General features: G+C 66.5%; 17 protein-coding genes. 7 read left to right on the top strand and 10 right to left on the bottom strand.

The window, feature by feature from the left end:
- Positions 1-149 precede the first annotated feature (149 nt).
- On the bottom strand, positions 150-1,076 hold the full coding sequence (locus CYD53_RS14450; RefSeq protein ID WP_103718793.1) for a LysR family transcriptional regulator: 927 nt from the start codon (positions 1,074-1,076) through the stop codon (positions 150-152).
- Between the two features lie 95 nt (positions 1,077-1,171).
- On the opposite strand from CYD53_RS14450, the gene CYD53_RS14445 reads away from it, so the two are divergent.
- Positions 1,172-2,023, top strand: a complete 852-nt coding sequence (locus CYD53_RS14445) for an NAD(P)H-dependent oxidoreductase (RefSeq protein WP_103718792.1) — start codon at positions 1,172-1,174, stop codon at positions 2,021-2,023.
- 43 nt (positions 2,024-2,066) lie between these two features.
- Here the strand turns inward: CYD53_RS14445 and CYD53_RS14440 are convergent, their stop codons facing one another.
- Positions 2,067-3,305 (bottom strand): aspartate kinase, encoded by a 1,239-nt coding sequence (locus CYD53_RS14440; protein ID WP_103718791.1) that lies wholly within the window; start codon positions 3,303-3,305, stop codon positions 2,067-2,069.
- 149 nt (positions 3,306-3,454) lie between these two features.
- Between CYD53_RS14440 and ubiG the strand changes: the two genes are divergently transcribed.
- On the top strand, positions 3,455-4,210 hold the full coding sequence (gene ubiG, locus CYD53_RS14435; RefSeq protein WP_103718790.1) for a bifunctional 2-polyprenyl-6-hydroxyphenol methylase/3-demethylubiquinol 3-O-methyltransferase UbiG: 756 nt from the start codon (positions 3,455-3,457) through the stop codon (positions 4,208-4,210).
- An 18-nt stretch (positions 4,211-4,228) separates the two neighbouring features.
- Here the strand turns inward: ubiG and CYD53_RS14430 are convergent, their stop codons facing one another.
- Complete coding sequence (locus CYD53_RS14430; protein ID WP_103718789.1) at positions 4,229-4,537, bottom strand: GlsB/YeaQ/YmgE family stress response membrane protein; 309 nt, start codon at positions 4,535-4,537, stop codon at positions 4,229-4,231.
- Positions 4,538-4,740: 203 nt separating this feature from the next.
- Here CYD53_RS14430 and ccrA point away from each other — a divergent pair, with 203 nt between their 5' ends.
- Positions 4,741-6,003 (top strand): crotonyl-CoA carboxylase/reductase, encoded by a 1,263-nt coding sequence (gene ccrA, locus CYD53_RS14425; protein WP_103718787.1) that lies wholly within the window; start codon positions 4,741-4,743, stop codon positions 6,001-6,003.
- A gap of 2 nt (positions 6,004-6,005) precedes the next feature.
- Here the strand turns inward: ccrA and CYD53_RS14420 are convergent, their stop codons facing one another.
- Both CYD53_RS14420 and CYD53_RS14415 read right to left on the bottom strand, forming a co-directional pair.
- Positions 6,006-6,416, bottom strand: coding sequence for a GtrA family protein (locus tag CYD53_RS14420; protein WP_103718786.1), 411 nt, complete (start codon positions 6,414-6,416; stop codon positions 6,006-6,008).
- A 4-nt stretch (positions 6,417-6,420) separates the two neighbouring features.
- Positions 6,421-7,386 carry a glycosyltransferase family 2 protein gene (locus CYD53_RS14415; protein WP_103718785.1) on the bottom strand — a complete coding sequence of 322 codons (966 nt, stop codon included), beginning with the start codon at positions 7,384-7,386 and terminating at the stop codon, positions 6,421-6,423.
- A gap of 498 nt (positions 7,387-7,884) precedes the next feature.
- Here CYD53_RS14415 and CYD53_RS14410 point away from each other — a divergent pair, with 498 nt between their 5' ends.
- Positions 7,885-9,285 carry a hypothetical protein gene (locus CYD53_RS14410; RefSeq protein ID WP_103718783.1) on the top strand — a complete coding sequence of 467 codons (1,401 nt, stop codon included), beginning with the start codon at positions 7,885-7,887 and terminating at the stop codon, positions 9,283-9,285.
- 208 nt (positions 9,286-9,493) lie between these two features.
- On the opposite strand, the gene CYD53_RS30305 is transcribed toward CYD53_RS14410, so the two are convergent.
- Positions 9,494-9,646, bottom strand: a complete 153-nt coding sequence (locus tag CYD53_RS30305; protein ID WP_181011870.1) for a hypothetical protein — start codon at positions 9,644-9,646, stop codon at positions 9,494-9,496.
- A gap of 135 nt (positions 9,647-9,781) precedes the next feature.
- On the opposite strand from CYD53_RS30305, the gene CYD53_RS14405 reads away from it, so the two are divergent.
- Together CYD53_RS14405 and CYD53_RS14400 are read left to right on the top strand one after the other, a co-directional pair.
- Positions 9,782-10,666, top strand: coding sequence for a DMT family transporter (locus tag CYD53_RS14405; RefSeq protein WP_103718781.1), 885 nt, complete (start codon positions 9,782-9,784; stop codon positions 10,664-10,666).
- 88 nt (positions 10,667-10,754) lie between these two features.
- The gene (locus CYD53_RS14400) at positions 10,755-12,443 is read left to right on the top strand and encodes an acyl-CoA dehydrogenase family protein (RefSeq protein ID WP_103718780.1); all 1,689 of its coding nucleotides are present in this window, start codon (positions 10,755-10,757) and stop codon (positions 12,441-12,443) included.
- Positions 12,444-12,500: 57 nt separating this feature from the next.
- Here the strand turns inward: CYD53_RS14400 and CYD53_RS14395 are convergent, their stop codons facing one another.
- On the bottom strand, positions 12,501-13,511 hold the full coding sequence (locus tag CYD53_RS14395) for a bile acid:sodium symporter family protein (RefSeq protein ID WP_103718779.1): 1,011 nt from the start codon (positions 13,509-13,511) through the stop codon (positions 12,501-12,503).
- Between the two features lie 107 nt (positions 13,512-13,618).
- Between CYD53_RS14395 and CYD53_RS14390 the strand changes: the two genes are divergently transcribed.
- Positions 13,619-14,518 carry a LysR family transcriptional regulator gene (locus CYD53_RS14390; protein ID WP_103718864.1) on the top strand — a complete coding sequence of 300 codons (900 nt, stop codon included), beginning with the start codon at positions 13,619-13,621 and terminating at the stop codon, positions 14,516-14,518.
- Positions 14,519-14,556: 38 nt separating this feature from the next.
- Here CYD53_RS14390 and CYD53_RS14385 read toward each other — a convergent pair whose 3' ends face one another.
- The 3 genes from CYD53_RS14385 to CYD53_RS14375 form a co-directional block, all read right to left on the bottom strand.
- On the bottom strand, positions 14,557-15,102 hold the full coding sequence (locus tag CYD53_RS14385; protein WP_103718777.1) for a cytochrome b: 546 nt from the start codon (positions 15,100-15,102) through the stop codon (positions 14,557-14,559).
- A 114-nt stretch (positions 15,103-15,216) separates the two neighbouring features.
- Positions 15,217-16,554 carry a GDSL-type esterase/lipase family protein gene (locus CYD53_RS14380; RefSeq protein WP_103718776.1) on the bottom strand — a complete coding sequence of 446 codons (1,338 nt, stop codon included), beginning with the start codon at positions 16,552-16,554 and terminating at the stop codon, positions 15,217-15,219.
- A 104-nt stretch (positions 16,555-16,658) separates the two neighbouring features.
- Positions 16,659-17,270 (bottom strand): hypothetical protein, encoded by a 612-nt coding sequence (locus CYD53_RS14375; protein ID WP_146055922.1) that lies wholly within the window; start codon positions 17,268-17,270, stop codon positions 16,659-16,661.
- Positions 17,271-17,272 lie beyond the last annotated feature (2 nt).

The raw sequence follows: 17,272 nt of genomic DNA, 5'->3' as shown, positions 1-17,272 counted from the left end.
TTCGGATTACGGTCCAAGGAATGCTGCAGCCTGAAGGTTTGCCTCCGTAAGACAATCCCATCAAAATCTTAATGAACCTCGGAGCTTGCCTGCATGTATTTTAGGCTGTGTCGTGCCTATGAATGAACCTGGAGCCCTCTGCGGAAACCCTAAGGCCGCGGCGCTTCGATCCCCGCAATGCCGCTGATCTGTTGGGCGAGGAAATCGACCAGCAGCCGAACCCGGGCGATGCCTGCGCGCTCGGGCACGATCAGCAGGCTCAGCGGCACGAAAGGCAGCGCGTAGTCGGGCAGGATCGCCTCGAGCCGGCCGTCCGCCAGGAGATCGCCGACCAGCCATTGATGGGTGGGGCCGATGCCGCGCCCGGCTGCCAGAGCTTCGCGCGCGGCAAGCCCGTGGTCGACCCGGAAACGCCCGCCAAAGGGCACGACATGGCGCGCGCCGTCCGGTCCTTGCAGGATCAGCGTATCGCTGCCCGCCACATTCGACATCCGGATGCCTTCATGGCCGGAGAGATCCTGCGGAATCGTCGGTCGCCCGCGCGCCGCCAGATAGTCCGGCGCCGCCACCAGCAGGCGCCGGCACTGGCCGAGAGCCCGCAGCTTCATCGAGCTGTCGCTGAGCGGACCCAGCCGCAGCGCGATATCCACGCCTTCCCGGACCAGGTCGACACGTTCGTCGGTGAGGCTGAGATCGACGCCGATCTCGGGATAACAATCCTGAAAGGCGAAGATCAGGCGGCTGGCGTGCAGGACCCCGAACGCCGCGGTGCAGGAGATCCGGATCGTGCCGGCCGGCGCGCCGCGCGTGCCGCGCGCCTCGTCGCCGGCCTGCTCGACCAGGCGCAGGATCTGGATGCAGTCGGCATAGTAGCGGCCACCTTCATCGGTCATCGTGACGCGCCGGGTGGTCCGGCTGAGAAGCGGCACGCCGAGCGCGTCCTCAAGCTCGCGCAGATGCCGGGTGATCGTCGACTGCCCGACGCCGAGCTCGCGCGCGACCGCCGACAGGCTGCCGCGCTCGGCGACGCGGACGAAGCTGCGCATGCGTTCGAGCGTGACGTCAGATCTATCCATTATCTGGCATAATCTTATGCATTGCCGACATCTAACGGATTGAGCGGTCTCTGGCTACTTGGATGGCAATCAACCCATCACCGGATCGTCCACCCATGAAAATCCTGTTTGTCTTCGCTCATCCCGAGCCGCGTTCGCTCAATGGCGCGCTGCACGACGTCGCCATCAAGGAACTGGAAGCCCTGGGCCATGAGGTGCGGGTGTCGGATCTCTATGCCGATGGCTGGAAATCCGAGATCGACCGCGCCGATTTCCCCACGCTGGCGCCCGACGCGCGGCTCAAGCCGGCGGCCGCCTCCGGAGAGGCTTTCGCCGGTAATTCCCTGACCGCTGACGTCAAGGCCGAGCAGGAGAAGCTGCTCTGGGCCGACATGCTGATCCTGCAGTTCCCGCTGTGGTGGTTCGCCATGCCGGCGATCCTGAAGGGCTGGGTCGACCGGGTCTATGCCTATGGCTTCGCCTATGGCGTCGGCGAACACAGCGAGACGCGCTGGGGCGACCGCTATGGCGAGGGCACCCTCGCGGGAAAGCGCGCCATGCTGCTGGTGACCGCCGGCGGCTGGGAGGAGCATTACTCGGATCGCGGCATCAACGGCCCGATCGACGATCTGCTGTTCCCGATCAATCACGGCATCCTGTACTATCCGGGCTATGACGTGCTGCCGCCCTTCGTGGCCTACAGGGTCGATCGTCTCGACGAGGCCGGGTTCGCGGCAGTGGCGGAACGCCTGCGCGAGCGGATGCGCACGCTTGGTTCCACCCCGCCGATCCCCTATCGGCGGCAGAACGGTGGCGACTACCTGATCCCGAGCATGCGGCTGCGCCCCGAGCTGGGCGAGCCGGATGCAGCGGGCTTCGCGCTGCATCTGAATGGTGCGGGCGCGGCGGGCCAGCCGATGCAAAATCAAAACCCTCCAGCATCAGACCGAACGCGATATTCGGTCTGATGCTGGAGGGTCGCTTGGACCGGCGCCGTGAAGGCCTGGCGCCTTACGCGGCGTCGAGCCCGTAGAGCGAGTGCAGCGTGCGCACCGCAAGCTCGGTATAGGCGGCGTCGATCAGCACCGAGAACTTGATCTCGGAGGTCGTGATCGCGCGGATGTTGATGCCCTTCTCGGCCAGCGCCCGGAAGGCGCGCGCCGCGACGCCGGCATGGCTGCGCATACCCACGCCGATCGCCGAGATCTTGACCACATCGGTCGCGCCCTGGAGCGACTGATAAGCGATCTGGTCGTGCCGGCTCTCCAGCAGCGTGCGCGCCCGCTCGAAATCGGCGGTCGGCACGGTGAAGGTGATGTCGGTCGTCGCCTGGTCGTCGGAGACGACCTGGATGATCATGTCGACATTGATGTTGGCATCGGCGAGCGGGCCGAAGATCGCCGCCGCCACGCCGGGCTGGTCGGCGACGCGCCGGAGCGTGATCTGGGCTTCGTCGCGTGAAAACGCGATGCCGGTGACGATCTGCTGTTCCACGATGTCGTCCTCGTCGCAGATAAGAGTACCAGTTTTCGGATTGTCGGGGTCGTCGAAGGAGGAGCGCACATAGGTCGGCACCCGCTGGACCATGGCGATCTCGACCGAGCGCACCTGCAGCACCTTGGAGCCGAGCGAGGCCATCTCCAGCATCTCCTCGAAGGAGACCTTGTCCATGCGCCGGGCCTTGGGCACGACGCGCGGGTCGGTGGTGTAGACGCCGTCGACATCGGTGTAGATGTCGCAGCGATCGGCCTTCAGCCCCGCTGCGAGCGCGACCGCGCTGGTGTCCGAGCCGCCACGCCCAAGCGTGACGATGCGGTTGGTCAAGGCATGGACACCCTGGAAGCCGGAGCACACCGCGATCTCGCGATTGCGGTCGAAGCCGGCCACGATGCCGGCGGGCTCGACTGCCTCGATGCGCGAGGAGCCATGCGCGTCCGAGCCGTAGATCGGGATCTGCCAGCCCTGCCAGGAGCGTGCGGGCAGGCCGAGTTCCTGCAGCACGATCGCCATCAGGCCCGAGGTCACCTGCTCGCCCGAGGCGACGACGACATCGTACTCGGCCTGGTCGTGGAGCGCGGCGGCTTCCTTGCACCAGCCGACCAATTCATTGGTCTTGCCGGACATCGCCGAGACCACGACCGCGACCTCATGGCCGGCGTCGAACTCGCGTTTGACGTGACGGGCGGCGTTCTTGATGCGCTCGACAGTGGCGACGGAGGTTCCGCCGAATTTCATCACCAGACGGGCCATGGCGGTCCAGAGGCTCTCAGATCAACAGTCCCGGACGAGCCGGGACGAAAGGTCACCCTCGCGCCCTACGCGAGGCCGGTGTAGATGACGGGCGGCGGCCGGACTGTCAATGCGAAGCAACCGGCTTCTGATCAAGAAGGAATAAAGCCATGGCAGCGACGGCTCAGCGCGACGGCTCGACGATCGATCCTGCCGAGGTCGCGCGTTTCGAGGCCATCGCCAAGACCTGGTGGGACCCGAAGGGGCCCATGGCGGTGCTGCACAAGTTCAATCCGGTGCGATTGGGCTTCGTTCGCGACCTGGCCTGCGCGCGGTTCTCGCGCGATCCCCGGACGCTGACAGCGCTGGACGGCCTGACCCTTGTCGACATCGGCTGCGGCGGCGGCGTGCTCTCCGAGCCCCTCGCGCGGCTGGGCGCGCAAGTGACCGGGCTCGATCCGGCGCCGACCAATGTCACCGTGGCTCGCGCCCATGCTGGGAAAAGCGGGCTTGCGATCGATTATCGCCAGGAGACGATCGAGGCGCTGGTTGCGGAGGGGCGGAGCTTCGACATCGTGCTGGCGATGGAGGTCGTCGAGCATGTCGCCGATGTCGATGCTTTTGTGGCGGCTTGCTGCCGGGCGGTGAAGCCCGGCGGCCTCCTGGTGATGGCGACGCTGAACCGCACGTTGAAATCCTATGCGCTCGCCATCGTCGGTGCGGAATATGTGCTGCGCTGGCTGCCGCGCGGCACGCATGACTGGAACAAGTTCGTGACGCCCGACGAGCTTGGCGCGGCGATCGAGGCCGGCGGGCTCGATCTCGGCGAGAGCACCGGCGTGGTCTACAATCCGCTCGCCGACCGCTGGTCGGCCGCGCGCGACACCGACGTCAACTACATGCTGGCGGCTTACAGGCCGGCCTGAGCGGCGCAGGGCAGGGTCTCACATCCAGCGTCGCAACACGCCGCCTATCAGCAGCAGCACCATGCCCGCGCAGGTGGAGACGATGGCGGCCGTCGCCTGCGGGCTGGTGCCGATCGTATAGCCGAGGCGCTTCCAGATCAGCGCGCCGATGAAGGCGCCGATGAGCAGGATCACGGCGTTGAAAAAGACGCCGAAGCCGCCATCGCCGAGAATGGCGTCGGCGATCCAGGCCAGCGCGAAGGCGGCGGTGACGATGATGGCGATCAGGACGAGCATTTGCGGCATCGCCATATCGGGCAGGCCGAGCATCAGAAAATAGGCGCGCATCGCGACGAATCCTGTTGGCAGCCGGCGGATGCTAGCATGCGGCCGGTGCGCTCCGGTGAAATTGTCGTCTGTTTTTTGCGCTGCAGTATATTCCTTAGGGGGATGGCGCAGCGCAGCATGACGCGGCATCATCGCCTGCCTAGCCGAGGGAGCAGTCGAGCGCGCGCGATAAGCCGCCGGCGAACAAGAACAGGGAGACGACGATGTCCAAGCCGCAGGCCGCGCTCAAGGATCTCTACGAGCTGAACGAACTGCCGCCGCTCGGCCATGTGCCGGCCAGCATGTATGCCTGGACGATCCGGCGCGAGCGCCACGGCCCGCCGCTCGAGAGTTTCCAGATCGAGGTGATCCCGACCTGGGCGATCGGCGAGGAGGAGGTGCTGCTGCTCGTGATGGCCGGCGGCGTCAATTACAACGGCATCTGGGCGGGGCTGGGCCAGCCGATCTCGCCTTTCGACGTCCACAAGGGCTCGTTGCATGTGGCGGGTTCGGATTGCTCCGGCATCGTCTGGGCCGTCGGCACCAAGGTGAAGCGCTGGAAGGTCGGCGACGAGGTCATCGTCCACTGCAATCAGGATGACGGCGACGACGAGGAGTGCAATGGCGGCGACCCGATGTTCTCCTCATCCCAGCGCATCTGGGGTTATGAGACGCCGGATGGTTCCTTCGCCCAGTTCTGCCGGGTGCAGTCGCGCCAGCTGATGCAGAAGCCCAAGCACCTCGCCTGGGAGGAGGCCGCCTGCTACACGCTGACGCTGGCGACGGCCTATCGCATGCTCTTCGGCCACGCCCCTCATACGATCAAGCCCGGCGACAACGTGCTGATCTGGGGCGCGTCGGGTGGTCTTGGCGTCTTCGGCGTGCAGCTCTGTGCGGCGTCCGGCGCCAACGCCATCGGCGTGATCTCCGACGAGAGCAAGCGCGATTACGTGCTCGGCCTCGGCGCCAAGGGCGTGATCAACCGCAAGGATTTCAACTGCTGGGGCCAGATGCCCAAGGTCAACAGCCCCGAATACAACGACTGGACCAAGGAGGCGCGCAAGTTCGGCAAGGCGATCTGGGACATCACCGGCAAGAAGGATGTCGATATCGTCTTCGAGCATCCCGGCGAGGCGACTTTCCCGGTTTCATGTCTCGTCGCCAAGCGCGGCGGCATGATCGTGTTCTGCGCCGGCACCTCGGGCTTCAACATCACCTTCGACGCCCGCTATGTCTGGATGCGGCAGAAGCGTGTGCAGGGCTCGCATTTCGCCCATCTCAAACAGGCGAGCGCCGCCAACCAGTTCGTGCTCGACCGCCGGGTCGACCCTTGCATGTCCGAGGTCTTCCCCTGGGACAAGATCCCGCTCGCTCATCAGAAGATGTGGAAGAACGAGCATGCGCCGGGCAATATGGCGGTGCTGGTGACCGCGCCGCGCACGGGCCTGCGGACCTATGAGGATGTGGCCGAGGCGCTGGCGGGGTGAGGCTATCTCTCCGCGTCGCTGCGGAAGACGACGCGGTCATAGAGCGCGAAGTTGAACATCAGGCCGGCGCCGACGCCCGCGGCGAGCGCGATATAGGGAACTGCCCCAACTGAGCCGAGAGTCAGGACGATGGCCGTATAGGCCATCAGATTGACGGCGCCGGCCGCTAGGCTCGAGAGCGTGTAGCGTCCAAGCTCGGCGGCGGGCCGGCTGGAGGCGCGATCGGAGAAGGTGAATCTGCGGTTCAGCGCCCAGGTGAACGAGGCCGCGGCCAGGAATGAGAGGATCCGGGCCGCTATCGGGCCAAGCATCAATCCTTCGATGGCGGCGGCAAAGACGCCGCCATCGACGAGGAAGCCAAGGGCTCCGACACCGAGGAAGCGCGGGAAGCGTCCGAGCCGCTTGGGGGGCATCGCCTCAGCCGCCGGCGGTCGGATGGCCGAGATAGGCGAGGAGCTTCTTCTCGCGTCGTCCCCGCGCGACGCTGTCGAGAATCAAGCCGGTCACGAAGGCGAGCAGGCCTGCGATCATCAATCCGACGGAGAGAACCGCGGTCGGCAGGCGCGTGACCCAGCCCGTCTCGATGAAGGCGACGATCACGGGGATACCGAGCCCGAGCGAGGACAGTACGAAGAGCGCGCCGATCAGGGCGAAGAACTGGAGCGGCAGGAGATCGCGCACCAGATGCAGGATCAGGCCGAAGATCCGCAAGCCGTCCTTGAAGGTCGAGAGCTTGCTTTCCGACCCGGCAGGCCGCTCCCTGTAGAGCGTTTCGATCTCGGACATCGGCACGTCGAGGTCTAGCGCATGGACCAGCAATTCGGTCTCGATTTCGAAACCGTTGCTGGTGGCGGGGAAGGATTTCACGAAGCGGCGCGAAAGCACCTTGTAGCCAGACAGCATGTCGCGGCTTTGGGCGCCGAATATCCGCGAGACGAGGCCGCTTAAAACCCTGTTGCCGAGCACATGGCCGCGGCGATAGGCGCCGCGCCGGTGATGGACCCGCGCGCCGTTGACCTTGTCGTAGGGGCCGGCGAGGAGTTCCGCCACAAGCCTTGGCGCGGCTTCCGCCTCATAGGTCGCATCGCCATCGACCAGCAGATAGATGTCGGCCTCGACATCGCTGAACATCCGCCGAACGACATAACCCTTGCCCTGCCGGTGCTCGCTGCGGACGATCGCACCCGCTTGGCGCGCGATTTCGGCCGTGCCGTCGCTGGAATTGTTGTCGTAGACATAGATGGCCGCCTCCGGCAGGCTCGTCTGGAAAGCCCGCACCACGGCAGCGATCGTCAGTGCCTCGTTATGGCAAGGGATCAGCACTGCGATTGCAAGCGCTGCCCGACATTCCTGAATGGGGTGGCCGGTTGTCGGCAGAAACATTTCGATTCCATTTTGGACGTCATGCGCATCGCTGGCGTGTTGTATCGGGCTGTCATCGCTACGAAGGGCCCGGGGGATTGCAGTCATGGTGAGCATGATGAGCGCTGGTTGGCGGGAGCGGGAATTCGTCGATAGCGTCGAGGCTGACGGACTAAGTCCTCGTTTCCGCAGGGAGCATGGTCATGCGCCGGGTCGCGAGGCGCATGATGCGCTGGTCGCGTCTTGCCCCTGCACATGGCGTTGAATGGCGTCGAAACGGAGCGTTTTCGGGGCTGTCATGTTGCGTGTTCTTATCTGGTGTCACGGTCGGGGAGCTGAACGGCCCGGAGCTGAACGGCCGGGAGCTGAACGGCCGGGAGCTGAACGGCATTGAGCGGCGACCTTGGAAACGGCTTGTCCGTGCGGCCTCCCGCTGCCCTGGAACAAGGGCATGACGGCGCGCGATCGGAGCCGGGCCGGGCGATCGATACGCAGCGAGCGCCTGCACCGGCATCGGCCTTGCGCATTCTGCTGGTCGTCATCGCGACGCTGCTGACATTCTATGCTGCGAGCCTTGCGAGCGCCTTGGTCGAGCCGCAGCATTATCGAGGCCGCGTCGCGCAGGCTGTCGCCTCCGCTGCATTGGCGCGCGACGTCGCCTTGCCATTCGCGCGGAGCAACCCTGTCTCCATCCATAATTTCAACGATTGCCTGATCCTGTCGATGCTCGTCCTGCCGCGGGAGGACGGCCTCTTTCGCCGGGCGCTGTCGCCGCGCGTGCCGCGTGTGGATGCACCCTGGTCCGGAGAGGCGCCGCGGGGCTATCCGCCTTATGTGCAGTGCCGCGATCTTGCCTTGGCCGCGGAGCCGGCCGCCGCGGTTCCGACGGAATATTATCACCGCTATCTGCATGGCGACTGGGTTCTGGCCAAGTTGCTCCTGGCGGTTCTGCCCTTCGCCTATGCGACGAATCTTCTGCTGATCCTGCTCGTGGCGGGCCTTGTCACGCTGGCGCTTCTGGCGCTGCGCAACGCCATGCGCCGGTCGGGAACGGCTGGACGGGACCGCGCCTATGCCGTGATGGCGCTGACATTGCTGTTGTTCTATGCGCTGCCGGTTTTCGGCAGGTCGTTCTCCTTCGCGCCGGCTGATATCGTCCTGGTCGGCTTCCTGCTGTTCTTCTATCTGCGCCCGCCATCGGCATTGTCGGAACCCGGCTTCGCGACCGCCGCCGCCCTGTTCGGTGCGCTGACGGCAATGTTTGAGTTCCTCACCGGAGGAAGTCCCAGCGGCCTCATCCTGATCGTCGCGGTGGTGGTCTTCGATGATGCCGCCGATCTGCGCGTGATGTGGCGCAGGCTGTGTGTCGGAGCCGTCTCCTTCACGGCTGCGATCATCCTCTGCTTCGTCTTCAAGATGGCGGCCGTGGCGGCGATCTGGGGGCTGCCGGAGCTGGGCCTCTTCGGCCGCCAGATCGGCGCCCATATGAGCGGCGGCGGCTGGGAGGTGGCGCCCGACAATGCCGCGCGGCTGGCCCGTTTCGGGATCGCCCCTGATGCGATCAGAGCGAGCTTTCTGTTCAGCTATCTCTACGCCCTATCCAAGGTCTTCTACTTCTCACGGTTCCTGGCCTTCGGCTCGGTTGAGTTGGGCATTCTCTTGGCGGTGGTCATTCCCGTGCTGCTCGCCCTGCATCAGGCGGTCCTGCTTTGGCGCTGTCGGGAGCCGGTGGAGCGCCTGAGAACAGGGCTGCTGCTGGCCGCCTGCGCGATCATGCCGGCCTGGTATCTGGCCTTCGTGCACCACACCATCGTCCACGCCCATTTCATGTTCCGCCCGATGGTCTGGCCGCTGGCCCTGCTGCTGGCGATGGCGGCCTGGAGACGAACCGGCCAAAAGCACAATGTGAGGGCAGGCTGAGACGAGGCTCTGCCGCTGCGGCGCGCTGCATGGGGCGGTCCTCAACCCAGCATCGGGCGATAGCGCGTTTTCGAGCGAGGTGGACACCGGTTCGCGTGAAGAAAACGCGTTGAAACAAAGAGCTAGAGACGTCGAACGATCCGATTGGATCGGAACCGGCTCTAGCGCCACCGGTTCCGGTGGGACCGGCCAAAACCGGCGGGAGCGCTTACCGTTTCCCGATCTTACCGCACGCCCAGGCGCCGGCAGCCGAGGGGCTGACCAGGCTGATGAAGATGATCGCGGTCAGGCAGAGCCCGGCATCGGCCGGGTTGCCGGTGCGGCCGACTGCAAGTTGATGCAGTGCAGCGAATTCCGCCATAGCTGGGAGCGTGACAGGTTCCTGGCAGGAGCCTGTAGCGAGGCGCTTCGGCTCGCACATGGCTTATGCGCGTCCGCATGGGGCGACAGGCCGGGCCGTCCACCTTATCAGGCTGGCATCCGAAAGCCGGTTCCCATGCTCTCTTCCCCCCTGTTCCTGCGGTTCACGCCCGTCATCTTCACCTTCCTCTGGTCGTCAGGCTGGATCGTCGCCGGCTATTCGGCGCTCTATGCGGATCCGCTGACCTTCCTGGCCGTGCGCTTCGCCTGTGCCGGCGTGCTGCTCGCCGGTCTCGCCTTCGCGCTGCGCGCGCCCTGGCCCAGGGGGCGACGCGCCATCATCGACTGCGTCGTCACCGGTATCCTGCTGCATGCGGCCTATCTCGGCGGCGTCTGGTGGGCGGTGCGCCATGGCTTGCCGGCCGGCATTTCCGGCCTGATCGCGGGCCTCCAGCCGATCCTGACCGCGCTGTTTGCGCCCGTGCTCGTCGGAGAGCGCATCTCGCCCGTGCGCTGGGCCGGCATCCTGTGCGGCTTTATCGGCATCGCGCTGGTGCTGGAACCCAAGATCGTCGGCGTCGATCCGGCCGTGCTCTGGGCGGTGCTGCTGCCGGTCGCGGTCAATGTCCTGGGCATGTTCGCGGTGACCTTCGGCTCCTTCTATCAGAAGGCCCGCATCGTCTCCGGCGATCTGCGCACGGTCACGGCCGTGCAATACGCCACCGCCTTCGTCGTGACGCTGCCCTTCGCCTATGCGCTGGAGCCGATGCGCATCGAGTGGAACCTCACCATGATCCTGGTGTTGGCCTGGTCGGTGCTGGCGCTCTCGCTCGGCGGCATCGGGCTCTATCTGCTGATGATCCGGCGCGGCGCGGTCTCTCGCACCGCGACCTTCCTCTATCTCGTGCCGCCGACGGTTGCGGTCGAGGCCTGGATCCTCTTCGGCGAGTCGCTGTCGCCGGTCCAGATCGCCGGCATGGTGGTGACGGTGGCGGGCGTCGTGCTGGCGAGCCGCAAATAGCCGGGGCGACGCGGCCTTTCGCCCAAAGAGGCATTTCGGATTTTCGAAAACTCGCCCTATGCTGCGTCGCAACAAAGGGAGAGAAATCATGAGCGCGAACGCCGCCGCCACATCCGAGGCGCCCGACAGCGCGATCAGCCTGATCGCCGCGGCCCTGCCTGGCTTCGAGACGCTGCTGGAGCAGGCGATCGCAGCCGTGCGCCGGAAGGTCACCAGCGACGGCAAGATTTCCTCAGCGAAGCTCGAAGCCGAGCAGCACGCCGCTCACGGTCTCTCCTGGCTGGCGACCTATGTCATGGCGCTGCGCGAGATGAAGGCCTATGGCGAGCGCCTCCAGGCTGAGGGCCGCTACGGCGCGACCGAGGACTACGCCATCCGCATCGGCGCCGGCGAATATGCCGCTCAGATCTTCGGTGGCATCCCGATGAGCCAGGGTGAGATCGTGCGGCTCGGCGCGCTCGGGCTTCCGGCCAAGACGATTGCCGCCGCTCGCTCGGATGCGGCCGAGACGCTGATCGCGGAAGGCAATACGCCTGAGAACCGCGCCCGCCTCGTTTCACTGTTCAGCCAGGATCACGGCCTGATCAGCGTCGGCGATCCCGGCCTCGACGAGACGCTTGAAGCGATCCGCAGCGAGATGCGCCGCTTCTGCGCCGCCGAGGTGACGCCCCACGCGCATGAGTGGCACCTTGAGAACGACTACATCCCGATGCCGGTGGTCGAGAAAATGGCCGAGCTCGGCGTCTTCGGCCTGACCATCCCCGAGGAGTTCGGCGGCATGGGCCTCTCCAAGGTCTCGATGTGCGTCGTCTCGGAGGAGTTGTCTCGCGGCTATATCGGCGTCGGCTCGCTCGGCACGCGTTCCGAGATCGCGGCCGAACTCATCCTCTGCGGCGGCACCGACGCGCAGAAGCAGAAGTGGCTGCCCAGGCTCGCCGCCGGCGAGGTGCTGCCGACGGCCGTCTTCACCGAACCCAACACCGGCTCGGACCTTGCCAGCCTGCGCACCAAGGCCGTGAAGCATGGTGAGGGAGATGCCGCCGTCTGGAAGGTCTTCGGCAACAAGACCTGGATCACCCATCCCGTCCGCGCCGACATCATGACGCTGCTGGTGCGTACCGACCCGGATGCGGCCGGCTATCGCGGCCTCTCCATGCTGATCGCCGAGAAGCCGCGCGGTACGGACGAAGACCCGTTCCCGGTCGCAGGCCTGACCGGCGGCGAGATCGAGGTGCTCGGCTATCGCGGCATGAAGGAATACGAGCTCGCCTTCGACGGCTTCGAGGTCAAGGCGGAAAACCTGCTCGGCGGCGTCGAAGGGCAGGGCTTCAAGCAGCTCATGCAGACGTTCGAGGCCGCCCGCATCCAGACGGCGGCGCGGGCCGTCGGCGTCGCCCAATCGGCCTTCGATCTCGGCCTGAAATATGCCCAGGATCGCATCCAGTTCGGCAAGCCCCTGATCGCCTTCCCGCGCGTCGCCGACAAGCTCGCCATGATGGCGGTCGAGATCCTGATCGCCCGCCAGCTCACCTATTTCGCCGCCCGCGAGAAGGACGCCGAGCGCCGCTGCGATCTCGAGGCCGGCATGGCCAAGCTGCTGGGCGCCCGCGTTGCCTGGGCCGCAGCCGACAACGCCCTGCAGATCCATGGCGGCAACGGTTTCGCGCTGGAGTACCCGATCAGCCGCGTGCTCTGCGATGCGCGCATCCTCAACATCTTCGAGGGCGCGGCGGAAATCCAGGCGCAGGTGATCGCGCGCAGGCTGGTGGAGGGGTGAGGAGGCTGGAGCCGGCTTCTTTTCCGGCGCAGCCTCCGAAAGAGGCTCCTTGACGCGTCAGCCCCGTGCCGTCGCCTCGCTCCCTGTCAGGGCAGCCGTCGGCGAATTCGCCGCGGCATAGCGCTTCGCCAGCACGGCGCAGGCGATGAGCTGGATCTGGTGGAACAGCATCAGCGGCAGCACGATCAGTCCCACCGACTGGCCGGCGAAGAGGATGCTCGCCATCGGCAGGCCGCTCGCCAGGCTCTTCTTCGAGCCGCAGAAGACGATGGTGATCTCGTCGGGGCGGGAGAAGCCGAGCGCGCGCGACAGCAGGCGGGTGCCGGTGAGCACGATCGCGAGCAGCAGCACATTGACCAGGACCAGCGCGCCGAGCTGCTCCAGATCGAGCTGATGCCAGATGCCCTGGGTCACGCCCTCGCTGAAGGCGGTGTAGACGACGAGCAGGATCGAGCCGCGATCGACGAAGCCGAGCATGCGCTTGTGGCTGGCGATCCAGCCGCCGATCCAGGGCCGCAGCAGCTGGCCGGCGGCGAAGGGCAGCAGCAATTGCACCACGATGTCGCCGACGGCGCCGGCCTGGAAGCCGTGCCCCTGCGTGGTCAGGAGCAGCGCCGCGAGAAGCGGCGTGATCACGATGCCGATGAGGTTGGAAGCCGAGGCCGCGCACAGCGCTGCCGGCACATTGCCGCCGGCGATCGAGGTGAAGGCGATCGAGGACTGCACCGTGGACGGCAGCACCGAGAGGAAGATCAATCCCGTCCAAAGGCCTGGCGTCAGCAGGGACGGCATCAGCAGGCGCAGGAGCAGGGCGATTGCCGGGAAGGCGAGGAAGGTCGCCGCGAGCACGAAGCTGTGCAGCCGCCAGTGGCGCAGGCCCTCCAGCGCTGCGCTGGGCGCAAGCCGCGTTCCATAGAGGAAGAACAGCAGGCCGATGGCGACATTGGTGACGAGGCCGACGACATGGGCGCCCTCGCCATGGGCCGGCAGGACGGAGGCGAAGGCGACCGTGCCGAGCAGCGCCATGATGTAGGGGTCTGGCGCGAAGCGGGCGAGCAGGGATCGCATCGGGAGCACTCCTTGATTGAGAGCTGCTCTATCGCGCATCCCTGCCTATGACGGAACGCCACGCGATATGCTAATTGTCATTGCGTTTCGCAATGAAGATGATCGTCATGCCGCACCCATTCGACCCCGTCCTGCTGCGCAGCTTCATCGCGGTGGTGGAGGAGGGCGGCTTCACCCGGGCCGCCGCGCGCCTCAGTCTCGGCCAGCCGACCGTCAGCCACCATGTCCGGCGGCTGGAGGAGGCGGCCGGCCGCAGGCTCCTGAACCGCGACACGCATTCGCTGGAAACCACCGTCGACGGCGATGCGATGCTGGGTTTCGCGCGCCGCATTCTCGATGCCGATGCGCAGGCCAGGAGCTACTTCACCGGTGCCAGGACGCGCGAGAGGCTGCGTTTCGGCGCCTCGGAGGATTTCGTGCTCTCGGGCCTGCCTGATTTGCTGCGCGATTTCGTGCGAGGTCATCCCCTCGTCGATCTCGAACTGACCGTGGGGTTGAGCGAGACGCTCTACGAGACGCTGGATCACGGCGCGCTCGACCTGATCTTCTGCAAGCGCCGCGAGGGTGATGGCCGCGGCCGCTCGGTGCTGCTCGACGATCTCGCCTGGGTCGGGGCGGGGCAGGCGCTCGATCCGGAGCAGCCCGTGCCGCTCGTGCTCTATCCGCCGCCCAGCGTCACCCGCGAGATCGCCATCGCGACGCTCGATCGGGCCGGCCGTTCCTGGCGCATCGCCTGCACCTCGGGCAGCCTGAGCGGGCTCGGGGCCGCCGTCTTCGCCGGCCTCGGCGTGATGCCGCATTCGCGCCGGCTGATGCCGCAGGGCCTCACCGACATATCGGCTGCCAGCGGCCTGCCGGCACTCGGCCAGGTCGAGTTCGTGGTGGTCGGCTCGGCGCGCGTCCTGCGCGGCCCGGCGGCTGCCCTCGCCGATGCCCTGGTCGAGAGCCGGGGCAGGCTGACCCGCATGCGCCTGATGGCGGCGGCCAATGTCGCGGGCGGTGTTTGACGCCCCCTCGTCTCCGGGCGGCGACGTCTCGCCAGCGCTTACGGCAGCATCCTGCTCAGCACGCCATCCTTGCGGACGAGATGGTGCCAGAGCGCTGCCAGCGCATGCACCACGGCTAATCCGATCAGCGCATAGGCCGCCAATTCGTGGATTTCGCGGACGGGCCGCGACAGCGCGCGGTCCACGGGCAGCGCGAAGGGCGGGATCGCGAAGAGGCCGAAATCCAGGCCCTGTCCGCGCATGATCGCATAGCCGAGGCCGATCGCCGGCACGGCGAACATCAGCAGGTAGAGGCCGAAATGGCCAAGCCCGGAAGCGCGCACGACCAGCGGCGAAAGCTCGTTCGAGGGCGCTGGGCGATGGCCTTGTCGCCAAAAGACGCGCACCAGGACCAGGGCCAGGATGGCCATGCCGATCACCTTGTGGGTCTCGACGATTCCATGCTCCCAGCTCTTCGGAAAGGCGTCGACGACAAGGCCCAGAATGAAGGTGACGACGATCAGCAGCGCCATCGACCAGTGCAGCCCGCGCGCGACGCCGTCATAGGCCGGTGATGTCTCGATCTTGCGCGGAGCGATCGTCATGAAGCGGCTGTCCTTCTCAACTTGGAATCGTTCCAAATTAAGAAGGGCGGCCGCGCTTTGAAAGTTAAACTTTGCTCATGTTGCCGCGCCCAGGCCCGGCCTTGACGGAGGTGACTATGGCTGCCGCTTCAATCCCGGCACGACCGCCGCGGGATCGATGGCGAAGCCCATCGCCTGGTAGCCTGTCCGGTTGGGGTGGAGCTTGTCGCCCGGCCCGCCCGTCGTCGCTTCCGGCACGAAGGCGGCTTTGAGGCCGCCGCTCGCGGGATCGAGCGTCGCCGCGTCGAAATCGACCACGGCGTCGAAGCTGCCGGGGCTGCGGATGAAGGCGTTCAGGGCCTTGCGCTTCTCGTCCTGCTCGGGGTGGCCATGGGCCGGGCTCGTGCTGCCGAGGGCCGATACGACCGTCGCCCCCACCACGCGGATGCCGCGTGCCCGCAGCTTGGCGATGCCGTCGCGCATGGCGTTCTGAACGGTCTCGGTCGCTGCGTTGCCGTTCCTGCTGAAATCATTGATGCCTTCCAGCCAGATCAGGCTGGTGACGCCCGAGAGCGAGAGCACGTCGCGCTCCAGCCGCTGGACGGCGGCCGGGCCGCCCGGAAAGGGCTTGGCCGGCGAATACTCGGCCGGCCCCGCGATCTGGTTGCCGCCGATCCCGGCATTCACCACGGCGACGCGGTTGACGCCGAAATATCGGGAGAGGCGGCGCGCCAGCACGTCGGGCCAGCGATCGTCGCCGTTCATGGTCGAGGCCGTACCGTCCGTGATCGAATCGCCGAAAGCGACGACCACCGGCGTGTCGGCCGGGGCCTGCATATCGAGCGCATCGACGAAGAACCAGGAGGCGGTGGGGTTGATGAAGGCGTCCTCGCCTTCATCCGAACCCTTGGCGCCGGCACGCGGCGCGGTGACATAGGAGGTCTGCAGCGCCTTGGCATGCCAGGTCATCGGGCCGCTTTCGCCCGCGACATGCAGGGAGACCGCGAGCTTGCGGCCCTGCAGCAGCGGCGAGGCCGGATCGCTCGCGAAGGGCAGCTCGACCGGGTCGCTCCAGGCAAACGCGCCCGGCTCCAGCCTCAAGGAGGGCTTGCCGGCGAAGGTCGCGGGCCGGTTGCTGCCGGGAACAAGCGCGGCCGAGCCGAGCTGGAGCCCGATATGGACATCATCGAAGGTCACGGGCCTCGTGCCGAAGGCATTCGTCAGGCGGATTCTGGCTTGGCGTCCCCATAGGCTCGGGCGCAGGATCAGGCGAAAGCTCTGATCGTTCGCGCCGGCGGCCGGATCGGGAAAGGCGAAGCGCTGGTCGGGCTGGGCCGAAGGGTTGCCCAGAGGGTAGGGGCCCTGCGCAGAGGCGACCCAGCTCGTCTTCCAGGCAAGAGTACCCGATTGCGCCATGGCGTCGCCTGCCAGTCCCGATAGAAGCGTCATGATGGCGAAGATGATCCGCAGCATGTGGTCCTCCCGATTTTTTCGAGAGCATGCTGGCTCGCAGGAGATGCGGCAAGTGCTCGGGCTCAGAAGTACTTGGGCTTACAAGTCCTGGACCTAACGCATCTTCACGGCCAGTTCAGCCGGACCTCGACGACGACCGGCTTCACCGCCCGCATCCTTGCATCGGCCGAACTGAACGGCCTGTCGCCCGAAATCGCCTCCATGGCCAGGAAGCCGGGCTCGGGATCGAACCGGAGCGACAATTCGCAGCCGCCGTCGGGTTTGGCGAGGCGGCCGCCTTTCCAGTCCCCGGCATGGCCGCCCCGGTCCCAGCCGAAGCCCAGAATCTCGAAGGGGCGGCCATTTGCGGCTTCCACCTCGGCGAGCGTCATGCCCTGGCGGATTGGAGGCCGCGCGCCGGGCACATCGATGCGCCAGATGGCGGTCGGCGGAATACTGATCGAGGCAGGCCGGCTGCGCGCCTTGCTGTCGTGCCAGAGCACCTGGAGCCGCCGTTTCGGGTCGCGCGGATAGACGATCGTTCCCGCTTCGGTCATGCCCTCGCCGACATCGATCTCGGCGCGTGCGACATTCTGCTGTCCGAACGCCTTGATCAGCGCCGCTTCGTTGGCGGTGCGGGCGAAAGGGCCAATGCAACTCAGCACCTCGGGCTGCTGCGCCGCGCAGGTCGCCGCGAGAGGCAGGCAGAGCGAGAGCGCGGCGGCAAGAGCCCTCACGC

It is taken from the genome of Allobosea psychrotolerans (assembly GCF_002917105.1).
In the GTDB taxonomy this organism is placed as follows: Bacteria; Pseudomonadota; Alphaproteobacteria; order Rhizobiales; family Beijerinckiaceae; genus Allobosea; species Allobosea psychrotolerans.
Note: the sequence above shows the minus strand (reverse complement) of the source record. Positions and strands in the feature narration are given on the sequence as shown.

Bases quoted from the DNA above. Each gene is read 5' to 3' on its own strand.
- CYD53_RS14450 (WP_103718793.1), bottom strand. From the start codon at position 1,076: ATGGATAGATCTGACGTCACGCTCGAACGCATGCGCAGCTTCGTCCGC.
- CYD53_RS14445 (WP_103718792.1), top strand. From the start codon at position 1,172: ATGAAAATCCTGTTTGTCTTCGCTCATCCCGAGCCGCGTTCGCTCAAT.
- CYD53_RS14440 (WP_103718791.1), bottom strand. From the start codon at position 3,305: ATGGCCCGTCTGGTGATGAAATTCGGCGGAACCTCCGTCGCCACTGTC.
- ubiG (WP_103718790.1), top strand. From the start codon at position 3,455: ATGGCAGCGACGGCTCAGCGCGACGGCTCGACGATCGATCCTGCCGAG.
- CYD53_RS14430 (WP_103718789.1), bottom strand. From the start codon at position 4,537: ATGCGCGCCTATTTTCTGATGCTCGGCCTGCCCGATATGGCGATGCCG.
- ccrA (WP_103718787.1), top strand. From the start codon at position 4,741: ATGTCCAAGCCGCAGGCCGCGCTCAAGGATCTCTACGAGCTGAACGAA.
- CYD53_RS14420 (WP_103718786.1), bottom strand. From the start codon at position 6,416: ATGCCCCCCAAGCGGCTCGGACGCTTCCCGCGCTTCCTCGGTGTCGGA.
- CYD53_RS14415 (WP_103718785.1), bottom strand. From the start codon at position 7,386: ATGTTTCTGCCGACAACCGGCCACCCCATTCAGGAATGTCGGGCAGCG.
- CYD53_RS30305 (WP_181011870.1), bottom strand. From the start codon at position 9,646: ATGGCGGAATTCGCTGCACTGCATCAACTTGCAGTCGGCCGCACCGGC.
- CYD53_RS14405 (WP_103718781.1), top strand. From the start codon at position 9,782: ATGCTCTCTTCCCCCCTGTTCCTGCGGTTCACGCCCGTCATCTTCACC.
- CYD53_RS14400 (WP_103718780.1), top strand. From the start codon at position 10,755: ATGAGCGCGAACGCCGCCGCCACATCCGAGGCGCCCGACAGCGCGATC.
- CYD53_RS14395 (WP_103718779.1), bottom strand. From the start codon at position 13,511: ATGCGATCCCTGCTCGCCCGCTTCGCGCCAGACCCCTACATCATGGCG.
- CYD53_RS14390 (WP_103718864.1), top strand. From the start codon at position 13,619: ATGCCGCACCCATTCGACCCCGTCCTGCTGCGCAGCTTCATCGCGGTG.
- CYD53_RS14385 (WP_103718777.1), bottom strand. From the start codon at position 15,102: ATGACGATCGCTCCGCGCAAGATCGAGACATCACCGGCCTATGACGGC.
- CYD53_RS14380 (WP_103718776.1), bottom strand. From the start codon at position 16,554: ATGCTGCGGATCATCTTCGCCATCATGACGCTTCTATCGGGACTGGCA.